We start from the raw sequence: 15,082 nt of genomic DNA on the forward strand, positions 1-15,082 counted from the left end.
GCCGATACGCCCCATCGATTTACGAGGCGCGGCTCGGGGCCCGCTCATCCGCCCCTGCCGCCCACCCCGCCCTGCCCTCCGCCCCGCCCCGCCACCCGCCCGTCCCGCTCACCCGGCCCTGTCACGACCCTGTCACCCGGCCCTGTCACGGCCCTGTCACGGCCCTGTCACCCGGCCCTGTCACGGCCCTGTCACGGCCCTCCGATCAGTGAGCACTCCCGCACCTCGCCGGCGTCCGGGCGGACCGCCACGTTGCCGCCGGAGAGGACGGCCGCCACGGGCCCGGCGGGCAGCGCGGCCCGGTGGGCGAAGTAGGCCGCGGCGGCCACCGCGCCGCTGGGCTCGGCGCGTTCCCCCAGGTCCCGCCAGAGGACGTCGGCGGCGGCCTCGATGCCGTCCTCGCTCACGGTCACCATGTCGTCCACGTACCGGCTGATGTGCTCCCAGGCCAGAGCGCCCAGGACCGGGGCGCGCAGGCCGTCGGCCCGGGTGCGGTAGGTCTGCTGCACCGGCCACGCGGTGCGCCGGCCCGAGCGGAAGCTGGCCGCGCCGTCGGCGGCCAGCTCGGGCTCGACGCCGATCACCCGGACCGCCGGGGCGACGGCCTTGGCCGCGACCGCGATCCCGGCCAGCAGGCCGCCGTTGCAGACCGGCACCAGGATCGTGCCGACGCCGGACAGGTCCAGGCCGATCTCGGCCCCGGCGCTGCCGTGCCCGGCGATGACGTCGAAATCGTCGGAGCGGACCACCGTCGCCGCGAGCCGGTCGGCCAGGGCCAGGCAGGTGACCTCCCGCAGCGCCGGTGGCACGATCACCACCTCGGCACCGAGCCCGCGGGCGGCCGCCACCTTCAGTTCCGGCGCGGTGTCGGGCAGGACCACGGTCGCCCGCAGGCCGTACCGTCCGGCGGCGTACGCGACGGCCTGGGCGTGGTTCCCGGAGGACTGGGCGATGACGTGCCCGACGCCCCGCTCGGCCAGCCGCCCCACGGCGTTCAGCGCGCCCCGCACCTTGAACGAGCGGGTGGGCTGCCGGTTCTCGGGCTTGATCCAGAGCCGTTCGCCCGGCAGGCGCAGCAACGGCGTGCGCCGTACGAACGGCGCGATCCGGATCGCGGCGGCGGTCACGTCGGCCGCCGCCACCAGGCCCGTCTCCCCGTCCAGCAGGCTCGCCTCTCCCGCCACCAGGCTCATCTCCCCGTCCAGCAGGCTCGCCTCTCCCGCCACCAGGCCCGTCTCCCCGTCCAGCGGCCTCATCTCTCCAGCACCTCGGCCTGGATGGCGTCCAGATCCGCCGCGGCCTCGGGCGGCGGGGCGGCGTCGGGGACCAGGTCCTCCAGGCGGTGCAGCGGGCGGTACCGCAGCCCGAGCAGCCCCCAGGCCACCAGGAACACGCCGCTGACCAGCAGTACCGCCGCCGCGCCCCGGCCCGGTCCGGAGACGTGCTGCTGGGCCCAGTCGGCCAGCGGGCCCGCGGCCAGGAAGCCCAGCGGCTGCATGGCCGTGGCCAGCATGACGTTGACGGCCAGCACCCGGCCCTGCAGTTCCGGCCCCACCTTCACCTGGATGATGGACAGCCAGTGCGCGTTGCCGATGCTCATGCAGGCCAGCCGGAGGAACAGACCGGCCGCGATCAGCCACACCGCCGGCCAGGCGCCCATCAGCACCACGCCGACGCCGGATCCGATCACGAAGCCGACCATGCCGGTGGCGCGGCGCCGGGTCCCGCCCCAGACCAGCACCACCCCGGTGCCCACGGCCGCGCCGAGGCCGCCGACCGCGGTCACCGTCCCCAGGGCGGCCGGAGAGCCGATGGCCAGCACGACCGGGGTGATCAGCACCCACATCAGCGCGGTGCAGAAGTTGACCACCGCGAAGTAGAACGCCATCACCAGCAGCGGCCGGCGCCGGTTCAGGAACCTCCAGCCGCCGGTCAGCGCCGCGCGGAACGTCTCCTCCTGCCGGTGGAACAGCCGGTCGGGGAAGCGGACCGCCAGCAGCGTCACCACGCCCACCCCGAACGAGACCACGTCGATGGCCACCACTGCCGAGAGCCCGAACACGCCGATCAGCGCGCCGCCGGCGAGCGGCGCCACCACGTTGCCGATCCCGAAGCCCAGGTTGGCCAGGGCGTTGGCCTGCGGGAGGTACGGCTTGGGCACCAGCTGTGCGATCGCGGCCAGGTAGGCGGGTTGCTGGAACGCGGTGACCATCGAGGTGACGCCGACGATGGCGCACACGCTCCACAACTCCAGCCGTCCGGTGACCAGCAGCAGCACCAGCGCCGCCGTGACCAGTCCGGAGACCGCGTCGCAGGCCAGCATGACCCGCCGCCGGTCCACCCGGTCGGCCAGCGCGCCGCCCAGCGGCGTGAGGATCACCGCCGGGATCTGGGAGAGCATCACGATCAGGGCCAGGTCCAGGATCCGGCCGCTGAGCTGGTAGGCCCAGACACCGAGGGCGAACGAACTCAGCGCCGTGCCCACCGCCGACACGAACTGCCCGCCCGCCACGGTGTAGAAGGGGCGCAGGCCGGTCCGCTCGGGTGGACGCACCGGGTCGGGCAGCCGTCCCGACGACCAGCGCAGCAGGTGCTCGACCACCAGGGCGGCCAGCGGTTCGGCCTGGTGCCGCAGGAAGTAGTGGCCGGCGCGGGGCAGCACGGCCGGTTCCACCCGGGGCGCGAAGACCGCCCACTCGGCGTACCGCTCCTCGTGCAGCTCGGTGGCCCGGTCCCGTTCCCCCACCACGCACAGGATCGGGGCGCGCAGCGGCGCCCCGCCCCCGGTCAGCTCGCGGCCGAACCACTCCCGCGCCTCGGTCGCGTCGTGGCGCATCGCCCGCACCGCGGCGCGCACCGCGGCCTCGTCCATGTCGTCCTGCAACCCGCCCGTGGCCCGCAGCGCGTCCCGGTACATCCGGTCGGAGACCCAGCGGTCGCCGCGGAAGAACCGCCGGGTCAGGCCGGGCAGCCGCTCGGCGGCGGGGAAGCTGCCGCCCGCGATCACCCCCAGGACGGGGACCCCGTCCGCCTCCAGCCTGCGAGCCAGGGCCACCGCGAGCGCGGAGCCCACGCAGTGGCCGTAGACCGCGATCGGCCGGGACGCCGTACCGGACACCTCGGCGGCCAGGATCTCCACCAGCCGCTCCAGCGGCAGCGGCGCCTCGTCCGGCCGGGCCGGATCGTGTCCGGGCAGCTCCGCCGCGAGCACCTCCACCCGGTCGCCCAGCGCCCGGGCCAGCGGCTGGTACACCGCCGCCGACCCGCCGCCGTACGGCACGCACACCAGGGTGAACTCGCTGGTACGGCCCCCGCCCAGACGGTGCAGGAGCCCGCCCCCGTCCTCGTCCCCGAGGAAGGCCGCCAGCTCCGCGACCGTGGGCCGGGTGAACAGGTCGATCACCCGCAGCCCGCCGCCGATCTCCTTGACCGCGCGCACCGCGGCGAAGGAGTCCCCGCCCAGGGCGAAGAAGTCGTCGTGCGCCCCGACCTCGGCCACGCCGAGCACCCGGGCCCACACCCGGGCGACCAGTTCCTCGGCGGCGGTGGACGGCGGCACGAACGCGACGGTCTCCGGTTGCGGCTCGGGCAGGGCCGCCCGGTCGATCTTCCCGTTCGGGTTGAGGGGGAGCCGGTCGAGTACGACGAACTGGGTGGGCACCATGTAGTCGGGCAGCCGCTCCCGCAGCGCGGACCGGACCGCCGCCGTGTCCACGACGCCCCGGAGATCCCGGACGTCTCCGGCGTCGCCGATCGCTCCGGCGTCCCCGGCCTGCCCGGCGTCCCCGCCGACGTCCTCAGCGCTCCCGGCGCTCCCGGCGCTCCCGGCGCTTCCGGCGTCCCCAGCACTTCCGACACTTCCGGTGCTCTCGGTGCTCCCGGTGCTCCCGGTGCTCCCGGCACTTCCGGCCGACGGGGTCACCCAGGCGGCGAGCTGCCGGGCCCTGCCCTCGCCCACCGGCAGCACCACGGCCTCGGCGATCTGGGGCAGGGCCCGCAGCGCGGTGACGACCTCGCCCAGCTCGACCCGGTACCCGCGCACCTTGACCTGGTCGTCCACCCGGCCGCGGAACTCCACCTGCCCGTCGGCCGTGACCCGCAGCAGGTCGCCGCTGCGGTAGCAGCGCCCCCGCCCGGTCAGCGGGTCGGGCACGAACCGCTCCGCGGTCAGCTCGGGCAGGCCGATGTAGCCGCGGGTGACCCCCGGGCCGCCGACCACCAGCTCCCCCGGCACACCGGGCGGCACCGGCCGCAGCCTCGCGTCCACCAGGTGCCCGTACACCCCCGGCAGCGGCCGGCCCAGCGGGACGATCCCGGCCCGGCGCGCGGGCTCGATCTCCTCGGTCTCGCAGACCAGGCAGATCATCGTGGACTCGGTGTGCCCGTAGTGGCTCTGGATCCGCAGCCCGGGCCGCGCGGCCCGGGCCCGTTCCACCAGGTCCCACGGGCAGGCCTCCCCGGCCAGGATCAGCAGCTTCTCCGGCAGCACCGCGGCCAGGTCGCCGCCCGAGGCCAGCAGCTCCAGGTGGCTGGGCACGCATTTGACCACGTCGACGCGGTGCGCGCTCAGATATCCGGCGAACGCGTCGGGGTCCATCGCGGTCTCCCGCGGCACCAGGTGCACCGTACCGCCCGTGGTCAGCGCACCGAACACGCAGGTGAGCCCGAAGTCGGCGGCGGGTGTGGAGACCACCGCGTACGAGCCGCCCGGCACCCCGATCCGCGGCAGCATGCCGCTCAGGTAGCTCGTCACGCCCGCGTGCTCGACGGCCACGGCCTTGGGCGTGCCGGTGGACCCGGAGGTGAAGATCACGTGGTGCAGGTGCTCGGGCCGCACGTCGGTCTCCGGCCGGGTCTCCGGCAGGGACGGCAGGCGGTCCAGTTCCAGCACCCGGCGGCCCGGCCCGATCAGACCGGCGAACCCGGCCGTGGTGATCACGGCCCGCACCCCGGCGGCGTCGAGCATGGCGGCGATCCTCGCGGCCGGATAGGCCGGGTCCATCGGCAGGTAGCCGCCGCCCGACTTCTGGATCCCGAACAGGGCGCAGGCCAGGCCCGCCCCCGGTTCCAGCAGCACGCCGACCGGCTCGTCGGCGCCCACCCCGGCGGCCAGCAGCCAGTGGGCGATCCGGTTGGCCGCCGCCTCCAGCTCCGCGTAGGTCAGGCTGCGGTCCGCGCCCACCACGGCCGGCGCGTCGGGGGAGGCGTCCACCCAGCGTTCGATCAGCCGGTGCACCGGGACGCCCGTCGCGGTCGGCGGCCGTCCCGCCACCCCGCCGGACACCGTCGGAGCACCGGACACCGTCGGAGCACCGGACACCGTCGGAGCGTCCGCCGCATCCGGCAGCAGGTCCCCGGCGATGACCGGGCCCGTCACCGGCTCCAGCGGCTGCGCGCCCACGGGGGCGTCCAGATCGGCCAGCATCCCGTCCAGCAGCGCCAGGTACCACCGGGTGAGGCGGGCCGCCGTGGCCGCGTCGAACAGGTCGGTGCGGTAGCCGAGCCCGCCGCGCAGCGGCCGGTCGGGCCCGTCGTCGACCACGTACCAGTTCAGGTCGAACTTCGCCGTCCGCTCGGGCGGCTCGATCCCGGTCGCCTCCAGACCGGGCAGCTCCGGCCGTCCCGCGCCGGGGACGTAGTTCAGCATCACCTGGAACAGCGGGGTCGCCGACAGGTTCCGCTCCGGCCGCAGCCGGTCCACCACCCGGTCGAACGGCGCGCTCGCGTGGGCGAAGGCGCCCAGCGCGGACTCCCGGACCCGGGCCAGCAGCTCCCGGCCGGTCGGGTCGCCGCCCACGTCGGTGCGGACCACCACCGTGTTGAGGAAGCACCCCACCACGCCCTCGGTGGCGGGGTGGTCCCGGCCGGCGACCGGCACGCCGACCGCGATGTCGTCACCCGCCGCCAGCCGGGACAGCAGGGCCTGCAGGGCGGCCAGCAGCACGATGAACGGCGTCGCCCGGCAGGCGGCGGCCACCGCCCGGACCCGCTCGCTCAACTCCGCCGGCAGCTCCAGGTCCACCGAGGCGCCGCCCGGATCGGCCACCGCGGGGCGCGGCCGATCGGTGGGCAGGTCCAGCACCGGCGGCAGGCCGCGCAGCCGCTCGGCCCACCAGTCCAGTTCGGCCAGGTCGGGGACCGGTGCCACCTCGGCGTACTGGGCCGGCGGCGGCTCCGGCGGCGGGCGCAGCCCGAGCCGGGCGGCGTACAGCGCGGCCAGCTCGGACAGCAGCAGCCCGCGGGTCCAGGCGTCGGTGGCGATGTGGTGGAAGGTGAGCGAGAGCACGTGCTCGGTGTCGCCGATCTTGAGCAGCACCGCCCGCATCGGCGGTTCGCGGTCCAGCGCGAACGGCGTGGCCAGGTGCGCGGCCACGGCGTCCTCGACGTCCTCGGCGCGCTCGACGTCCTCGGCGTCCTCGACGTCCTCGGCGCGCTCGCCCTCCGGTCGGCCGACCCGGACCGTGGACACCGGCACGTCCTCGGCCGGCCGTACCACCAGGACCGGTTCGGCGCCGGAGTCGTCGATCACGCTGCGCAGCACGTGGTGCCGCTCGGCCAGGTCCCGCACCGCGCCCAGCAGCGCCTCCGCCTGGAGCGGCCCGCGCAGCCGCAGCGCCACCGGCACGTTGTAGGCCGCGCTCTCCGGCTCCAACTGGGCCAGGAACCAGAGCCTGGCCTGCACCCCGGACAGCGGGACCGGCCCGTCCGCCCGCTCCCGGCGTACGGCGGGCGCCGCGACCGGGTGGGGCAGGGCGGCGGCCAGATCGGCGAGCACCGGGTGCTCGAACAGCAGCCGCACCGCCACCGGCGCGCCCAGGCGCTCCCGCAGCCTGCCGACCACCCGGGTCGCGGCGAAGGAGTGCCCGCCCAGGGCGAAGAAGTCGTCGTCCGCCCACACCTGCGGCAGGTCCAGCACCTCGGCCCAGACCTCGGCGACCAGGCGCTCCCGCGGCGTGCCCGGCGGCACCCGCACCGCCGGAGCGGTCTCGGGGACCGGCAGCGCCGCCCGGTCCACCTTGCCGTTCGGGGTGAGCGGCAGCGCGTCCAGCACGCCGATCGCGGACGGCACCATGTAGTCGGGCAACCGCTCGCGCAGCGCGGCCCGGACCGCCGCGACGTCCACGCCGTCCACGCCGTCCGCGACGCCCGCCGCGCTCTCCGCGTCGCCGGCGTCCCCGGCGACCCCGGCGACCCCGGCGACCCCGGCGACCCCGGCGACCCTGACATCCCCGGCGTCCCCGCGGAAGGGAGTCACCCAGGCCGCCAGGCGGCGCCGCGCCCCGGAGCCGACCGGCTGCACGAAGGCCTCCGCCACCTGCGGCAGGGACCGCAGCGCGGCGGTGACCTCACCGAGCTCCACCCGGAACCCGCGCACCTTCACCTGGTCGTCCGTCCGGCCCAGGAACTCCACCAGCCCGGCCGGGTTCACCCGCACCAGGTCCCCGGTGCGGTACCAGCCGTCCGTGAACCGCTGCGCCGTCAGGTCGGGCCGTCCCAGGTAGCCGCGGGCCACCCCGGGGCCGCCGATCCGCAGCTCCCCCGGCACGCCGTACGGCAGCGGCCGCCCGGCGGGGTCCGTCACCCGGCACCGCACGCCGGGCAGCGGCCGGCCCAGCGGCGCCGCGCCGGATGCCGTCTCGGCCCCGTCGCAGCCCAGTGCCGACACCGTGGTCTCGGTGGGCCCGTAGTGGATCTGCACCTCCAGGGACGGCCGCGCCGCCCGCACCTGCTCCACCAGGTCCCGCGGCACGGCCTCGCCCGCCAGGATCAGCAGCCGCTCCGGCAGCACCGCGGCCAGGTCGCCGCCCGAGGCGAGCAGCTCCAGCTGGCTGGGCACCATCTTGACCACGTCCACCGGGTGCGCGGCCAGGTGGGCGGCGTACGCGGCCGGGTCGGTGGCCGTCTCGTGGTCGACGAGGTGCAGGGCGGCGCCCGAGGTCAGCGCGCACAGCACGTTGGTCAGCCCCAGGTCGGCCGCGGCGGTGGACACCAGCGCGAAGGAGGCGGCCCCCTCGGGCAGGCGCCCGGCCACCGCGTCCAGGTAGTGGGTGATCTGCCGGTGCTCGACCGCGACGCCCTTCGGCTCCCCGGTGGAGCCCGACGTGGAGATCACGTACGCCAGGTGGTCCGGCGGCACGGCCACCTCCGGGCGGTGCGCGGGCCCGTCCGCGGCGTCGGCGAGCCCGGCCTCGGTGAGCACCGTCCGGACGCCGGCGGCGGCCAGGACGGCCTCGGTCCGCCGCGCCGGGTAGACCGGGTCCAGCGGCAGGTAGGCCGCACCGGCCTTGAGCACGCCCAGCAGGGCGACCGCCAGCTCCGGCCGCCGCTCCATCAGCACTCCGACCGGCTCCTGGGGCCGCACGCCGCGGGCCAGCAGCCAGTGCGCCACCTGGTTGGCCCGCCGCTCCAGCTCTGCGTAGCGGATCGGCGCGCGGCCGGGCGACACGACCGCGACCGCGTCGGGGGAGGCGTCGGCCGCCCGCTCGATCAGCGCGTGCAGCGGCGCGCCCGCCGGCGGGCGCGCGGCCGGGCCGTGCAGGTCGGGGTCGGCGGGCAGCAGGACCGGCGCGTCCGGGTCCGTGAGCATCCCGTCCAGCAGCGTCAGGTACCAGTCCACCAGCCGCCGGACGGTCGCCTCGTCGAACAGGTCGGTCCGGTAGCGCAGCTCTCCGGCGAACCGGTCCCCCTCGTCGCCGAGCGTCAGGTTCAGGTCGAACTTGGCCGTCGGCACGGCCGGCGGCTCCGGCCGGACCTCCACGCCGGGCAGGGCCGGCGGCGCGCCCGCGTCGTACACGTTGAGCATCACCTGGAACAGCGGGGTGACCGACAGGTTCCGCTCCGGCCGCAGCCGCTCCACGATCCGCTCGAACGGCGTGCGGGCGTGCGCGAACGCGTCCAGCGCGGCCGCGCGGGCCCGGTCCAGCAGTTCGGCGCCGGTGGGGTCGCCGGAGGTGTCGGTCCGCACCACCAGGGTGTTGATGAAGCAGCCCACCACGCCCTCGGTGTCCGGGTGGCGGCGGCCGGCGTCCGGCACCCCGACGGCGATGTCGTCGCCGCCGGACAGCCGGGACAGCAGCGCCTGCAGACCGGCCAGGAACACCATGAACGGCGTGGTGCCCGCCACCGCGCGCACCTTGGCGGACAGCGGGCCGGGCACCGCGAACGCGACCGCGGCCCCCTCCCAGGTGGGGACGGCCGGGCGGGGCCGGGCGACGGGCAGCTCCAGCACCGGCGGCAGACCGGCCAGGCGCCGCGTCCACCAGTCCAGGTCCTCCTCGGACGGCCCGGCCGCGGCCTCCCACGCGGCCACGTCGGCGTACTGCAGGGCCGGGGGCTCCGGCTGCGGCGCCAGGCCGAGCCGGGCGGCGTAGAGCGCCGCGAGGTCCTGCAGCAGCAGCCGTTCCGACCAGGCGTCGGTGGCGATGTGGTGGAAGGTGAGCGAGAGCACGCACTCGTCCCCGCCGAGCCGGAACACCGCCGCCCGCATGGGGGGTTCGGCGTCCAGCCGGAACGGGCGCCAGGCGTGGCCGGCCAGCTCCCGCTCCAGCGCCGCGGGCTCCACGTCGACCACGGAGACGGGCACGCCGCCGACCGGCCGGATCCGCGTCCCGTCGACGACGCCGCGCAGGATCCAGTGCCGCTCGGCCAGGTCGGCCACCGCGGCGGTGAGGGCCGCGACGTCCACCGGCCCGCTCAGCCGCAGCACCAGCGGCACGTTGTAGGCGGGGGTGTCCGGCTCCAGCTGGGCCAGGAACCACAGCCTCTCCTGGGCCGGGGACAGCGGCATGTCCGCCGCCGACAGCGCCGGGATGCCCGCGGCGCCGGGGTATCCGGTGCCCTCCGGAGTCCCGGGGGTGCCGGGGGTCCCGGGGGTGCCGGGGGTCTCTGCGGCGGCGCGGGCCGCGGCGAACCGGGACCGGACCGCGTCGGCGATCCGGTCCTGAGTGACCTCGGTCATGCGTCGCTCCCGTTCGTCAGTTCAGCGAAGATCAGTTCTTCCAGCGCGGCGGCGAAGTCGGCGAGCACCGGCCGCTCGAACAGCAGCCGCACCGGAACGGTCACCAGCAACGTCTCGCGGAGCCGGCCGACCACCCGGGTCGCGGCGAAGGAGTGCCCGCCCAGGGCGAAGAAGTCGTCGTCGGCCCAGATCGGGGAGCGCTCCAGCACGGCGCTCCAGACGGCGGCCACCAGGCGTTCGGGGTCGGTGCCGGGTGCGACGCGCCCGGCACCGGGGTCGTCGGCCGGGTCGGGCAGGGCCCGCCGGTCCACCTTGCCGTTGGGCAGGGTGGGCAGGGCCGGCAGCGTCACCCACCGCCGGGGCACCATGTGGCCGGGCAGCCGCGACCGCAGATGCCGCTCGGCCGCGGCCGGGTCGGCCGTCTCCGGCGCGAGGTAGCCGACCAGGTGGGCCTGCGCGTCCGCACCGGCCACGGCCACCGTCCCGTCGGCCACCTCGCGCAGCACCGCCTCGATCTCGCCCAGCTCGATCCGGTACCCGCGCACCTTCACCTGGTGGTCCCTGCGGCCGTGGAACTCCAGCGTCCCGTCCGGCCGCCGGCGCACCAGGTCGCCGGTCCGGTAGCACCGGCCGCCGGGGGTGAACGGGTCGTCGACGAACGCGGCCCCGGTCAGGTCGGCCCGCCCCCGGTAGCCCCGGGTCACCCCGGCGCCGCCCAGCAGCAGCTCGCCCACCGCGCCCGGCGGCACCAACCGCAGCGCGGAGTCGACCACGTAGGCCCGTTCCCCGGGCATCGGCAGCCCGATCGGCACCGGGCCCGGCTCGTGCGGGCGGACCCGGTGCTGGATCGAGGCGACGGTGGCCTCGGTGGGGCCGTAGGTGTTCCACAGCTCCCGGACCCGGGGCAGGATCCGCCCGGCCAGGGCCGGATCGAGGGTCTCCCCGCCCGCGATGGCCAGCAGCCCCGGGTCTCCCGCCCAGCCCGCGGCCAGCAGCATCCGGTAGGCGGTGGGCACCAGGTCGACCACCGTGGCCCCGCACTCCGCGATCCGCCCGGCCAGCGCGTGCCCGTCCACCGCCGTGGCCCGGTCCACCACCACGCAGGTGCCACCGACGCTCAGCATGCTCCACAGCTCGGACGCGGAGGTATCGAAGGTCAGGGGCGCCACGACCGGCTGGACGTCCCCGGGTCCCAGTCCCAGTTCGGACGTCAGTCCCGCCACGTAGGCGGCCAGGTTGCCGTGGGTGACCTCCACGCCCTTGGGCGTCCCGGTGGAGCCGGAGGTGTACAGCACGTAGGCCAGGTCCCCGGCCCGCACCTCCGGCAGCTCCGCCGACCCGCCGCGGGCGGCCAGGTCGTCCGCGTCCAGCACGATGAGACCGGGCGCGGCCGCCGCGTCCGGCACGCTGACGCCGGGTACGGCCGCCGCGTCCGGCACGCTGACGCCGGGTACGGCCGCCGCGTCCGGCACGCTGAGACCGGGTACGGCCGCCGCGTCCCGCACCTTGACGCCGGGTACGGCCGCCGCCGCCCCGCCCCGGGTGAGCACCACGCGCGCCCCGGCGTCCTCGGCCAGCAGGCGCAGCCGCTCGGCCGGATGCTCCGGATCCAGCGGCAGGTACGCCGCGCCCGCCCGCCAGACCGCCAGCAGCGCCGCCGGCATCAGGTGGTCCCGGGGCAGGCAGACGCCCACCACCTCGCCCGGCGCCACGCCGTACTCCAGCAGCGCCGCCGCCACCCGGCCCGACCACTCGTGCAGTTCCGGATAGCCGATCGAAGCGCCGTCCGGCCCGACCACGGCGGTCCCGCCGGTATGGGCGGCCAGCGCGTGCGGCACCGTCTCGGGGAACTCCGGCACCGCCGGTCCGGCCGCGGTGGCCAGCAGGGCGGCGCGTTCGTCCGGCGTGACGAGTTCGAAGGCCGACAGCGGCCGGTCCGGGTCGGCCGGCGCGCACCGCAGCAGCCACATCAGCCGGTCCAGGTACGCCTCGGCCCGCACCGGGTCGAGGCGGGCCAGGGCGTACTCCAGCTGCAGCTCGGCGCCGTCCGCCGTCCGGTTGACCAGGACGGCGAGCTCGTGGCCGGTGGCGCCCGACCCCAGGTCGGTGAGGAGTTCCAGGCCGCCCAGGCGCACCGGCACCTCGGCGTGCTGCACCGCCAGCAGCACCGGCGCGCGGGGCAGGTCCTCGACGGGGACCTCCTGGTGGACCAGCGCCCGCGTGGCCGCGTCGGCGGCCTGCCGGACCAGGTCCCGGAAGGTCGGCGCGCCGGCCGGCCGCACCCGCACCGGCAGCGTGTCCACCAGCGGGCCGATGACCCCGGTCAGCTCCGGCCGGGCCCGCCGCGCCGCGACCACCCCGACCAGCGTGTCGGGCTCGCCGCCGGCCAGGGCCAGCCCGGCCAGGTACACCGCGAACGGCGTGACCCCGCACTCCCGGGCCAGCGCGTCCACGCCCGCCTCGAACTCCCCGGACAGCGGCCGGATCACCCGGCCGGCCGTCAGGTCCGCCGGCGCCGGGTCCGCCACCGGCGCCCCGGCCAGCTCCTCCCGCCAGAACTCCCGCAGCCGCACCGGGTCCGGCCGCTCCTGCTCCTGCACGGCCACGTCGCCGAACTGGACGGCCGGCCCGGGGACCGGCTCGCCGGCCAGCTCGGCGGCCAGCTCGCCCATCAGCACCGCGACCGAGCCGCCGTCGAAGGCGAGGTGGTCCACCACGACCACCAGCTCGGCCTCCGCCGCGCCCAGCCAGCACAGCTCGGCCCGGAGCAGCGGCACCTCGCCCGTCAGGTCGAACACGTGCGCCGCGGCGGTCCTGGCCACCTTCTCCGGGTCCTCGCCCACGGGGTGCTCGACCAGCGGCACGGCCACCAGCGGGCGCACCACGGCGTACGGCACGCCGTCCGCGTCGACGGCGATCGTGCTGCGCAGCACCTCGTGCCGGCGCACGACCGCGTCCAGGGCCGCCCTCAGCGGCGCGGCCTCCCGCAGACCGCGCACGCGCAGCCGGATCGCCAGCGTGGTGACCGGGCTGTGCGGGTGGAGCCGGCTCAGGGTCCAGAACTGGCGCTGCATGCCGGTGAGCGGATACCGGGTCCGGCCGCTCCGCCGTACCGCCTCCGGACCGGCCCGGTCCAGCGCCGCGGCCAGACCGGCCGCGGTGGGGGCGGCCAGGAAGTCCGCCAGGGGCACGGTCCGCCCCAGCCTGCGGGACAGCTCGGTGACCACTCTGGCCGCGGCCAGGGAGTGGCCGCCCAGGTCGGTGAACCGGTCGTGCACGCCGACCCGGGGCAGGCCGAGCACGCCGGCGACCACCTCCGCCACCAGCCGCTCGTCCTCGGTGCGGGGCGCGACCGGCGCCGCGCCGGCCGGCCGGGCGGCGCCCAGCGCGGGCAGGGCCGCCCGGTCCACCTTGCCGTTGGGGGCGAGCGGGAGCTCCTCGGCCACGCCGATCCGGGTCGGTACCAGGTGGTCGGGCAGCCGGGCGCGCAGCCAGTCCCGCAGCTCCGGCTCGCCCACCCCGGAGGCCGCGACGTGACCGGCCAGGTAGGCGGTCCCGTCGTCGTCCGCGGCGGCCAGCACGACGGCCCGGCGCACCGCGGGGTGGCGGCCCAGCACGGCCTCCACCTCGCCCGGCTCCACCCGGTAGCCGCGGATCTTGACCTGGTCGTCGGCCCGGCCCGCGTAGTGCAGCGCGCCGTCCACCCGGCGGACCAGGTCGCCGCTGCGGTAGACCCGGGCGCCGTCCGGCCCGGTGCGGAAGGCCGGCGACTCGCGCCCGAGGTAGCCGCGGGTCACCCCGGGCCCGCCGATCCACAGCTCACCCAGCTCGCCGTCCGGGACGGGGTTCCCGTCCGCGTCGCGCACCGAGAGCACCGCACCGGCCATCGGCGCGCCGAGCGGCGGGTCGCCCTCGTGGTCCCGGCCCACCTCCGCGACGGTGCAGGAGGTGGTGCACTCGGTCGGGCCGTACAGGTTCAGCACCCGGCGCACCCCCGGGTTGGCGTAGATCCGCCGGACCAGGGCGCCGGTCAGCCGCTCGCCACCGGAGAAGACCGCGCGCACCCCGCTCGGCAGCGGCTCGCGCAGCAGCACCGCCAGCGCGGAGGGGACCCCGTAGACCGTGGTCACCTCCTCCCTCGCCGGCAGGGTCGGCAGCGCCAGCACGTTGTCGGCCAGGATCACCGTCCCACCGGTGATCAAGGGCAGGAAGAGCTGGGTGATCGACGCGTCGAAGCAGACGGAGGCGCCGGCCAGCATGCCGCGCAGCTCCTCGGCGGTGTACGCCGACGCCTCCCAGTTCAGCAGGTTCATGGTGTTGCGGTGCTCCACCACCACGCCCTTGGGCGTCCCGGTGGAGCCGGAGGTGTAGATGACGTACGCCGCGTCCCCCGGGTCCCCCGGGTCCCCCGCCACCCGGAAAGCCCCCCCGCCCGGCTCCACGTCGTCGACGAGTACGGCCTCGGCCCCGGTCAGGGCGGCGGTACGGCGCAGCGCGGCCGAGGTGACCACCGCGGCCACCGCGGCGTCCTCGGCCATGAACCGCAACCGCTCGGCCGGGTAGGCGGGGTCCAGCGGCACGTAGGCCGCGCCCGACTTCCACACGCCCACCAGCGCCGGGACCAGCCACGCGTCGCGTTCCAGGCAGACGCCGACCAGGTCGCCGCGCCCGATGCCGCGCCCGGCCAGGGTGCGTGCGACGTCGTCGGCCCTGCGGTCCAGTTCGGCGTAGCCGAGGCGGTCGGTGCCCGCCACGACGGCGACGCGCTCCGGAGTGCGCCGGGCCTGCGCCTCTATCGCCTCGTGGACGCGACCCGGCGCTCCGGTCCCCGCGGTCCCCGCGGCCCCCCCGGCCTCCGCCGGGGCGGGACGGCCCGCCGCGTCGATGCGTTCCCTGTCAACGGTCACTTCGTCCTCTTCTCCAGCCGAGATCACACCCGGTGATGAGAAATCTCTGGAATCGTCTGATCGATCGGCGCCTATGGCCGAGAGCATGATTCAGCCGACTTGCGGCCGTCTTGCGATCGACTTGGGTTCGCGCCCACGGAGGCGGATATTCGTGTTTTCCCAGATGAACGCATCAGGGACCGTGGGAATGACGGATTCATCCGGCGCGGGACCCGCG

3 protein-coding genes are annotated in these 15,082 nt (G+C 76.7%); all 3 read right to left on the reverse strand.

The window, feature by feature from the left end; genetic code table 11:
- Window positions 1–191 precede the first annotated feature (191 nt).
- From HS045_RS08955 to HS045_RS08970, 3 genes are read right to left on the reverse strand one after another with little or no spacing between them, the layout of a single operon-like run.
- Window positions 192–1,256 carry a threonine/serine dehydratase gene (locus HS045_RS08955; RefSeq protein ID WP_230883495.1) on the reverse strand — a complete coding sequence of 355 codons (1,065 nt, stop codon included), beginning with the start codon at window positions 1,254–1,256 and terminating at the stop codon, window positions 192–194.
- Entirely contained in the window at window positions 1,253–9,958 is an 8,706-nt protein-coding gene (locus tag HS045_RS08965; RefSeq protein ID WP_230883496.1) for a non-ribosomal peptide synthetase/MFS transporter, read from the reverse strand. The genes HS045_RS08955 and HS045_RS08965 overlap by 4 nt, the downstream gene beginning before the upstream one ends.
- Window positions 9,955–14,865, reverse strand: coding sequence for a non-ribosomal peptide synthetase (locus HS045_RS08970; protein ID WP_196450633.1), 4,911 nt, complete (start codon window positions 14,863–14,865; stop codon window positions 9,955–9,957). Before HS045_RS08970 ends, HS045_RS08965 begins: the two co-directional genes overlap by 4 nt.
- Between the last annotated feature and the right edge of the window lie 217 nt (window positions 14,866–15,082).

Origin of the sequence: Planomonospora sp. ID82291 (assembly GCF_015711645.1) — a bacterium.
Taxonomy (GTDB): domain Bacteria; phylum Actinomycetota; class Actinomycetes; order Streptosporangiales; family Streptosporangiaceae; genus Planomonospora.

What these genes read in the sequence shown, in the direction of transcription:
- HS045_RS08965 (WP_230883496.1), bottom strand. Translation starts at nt 9,958, where the DNA reads ATGACCGAGGTCACTCAGGACCGGATCGCCGACGCGGTCCGGTCCCGG.
- HS045_RS08955 (WP_230883495.1), bottom strand. Translation starts at nt 1,256, where the DNA reads ATGAGGCCGCTGGACGGGGAGACGGGCCTGGTGGCGGGAGAGGCGAGC.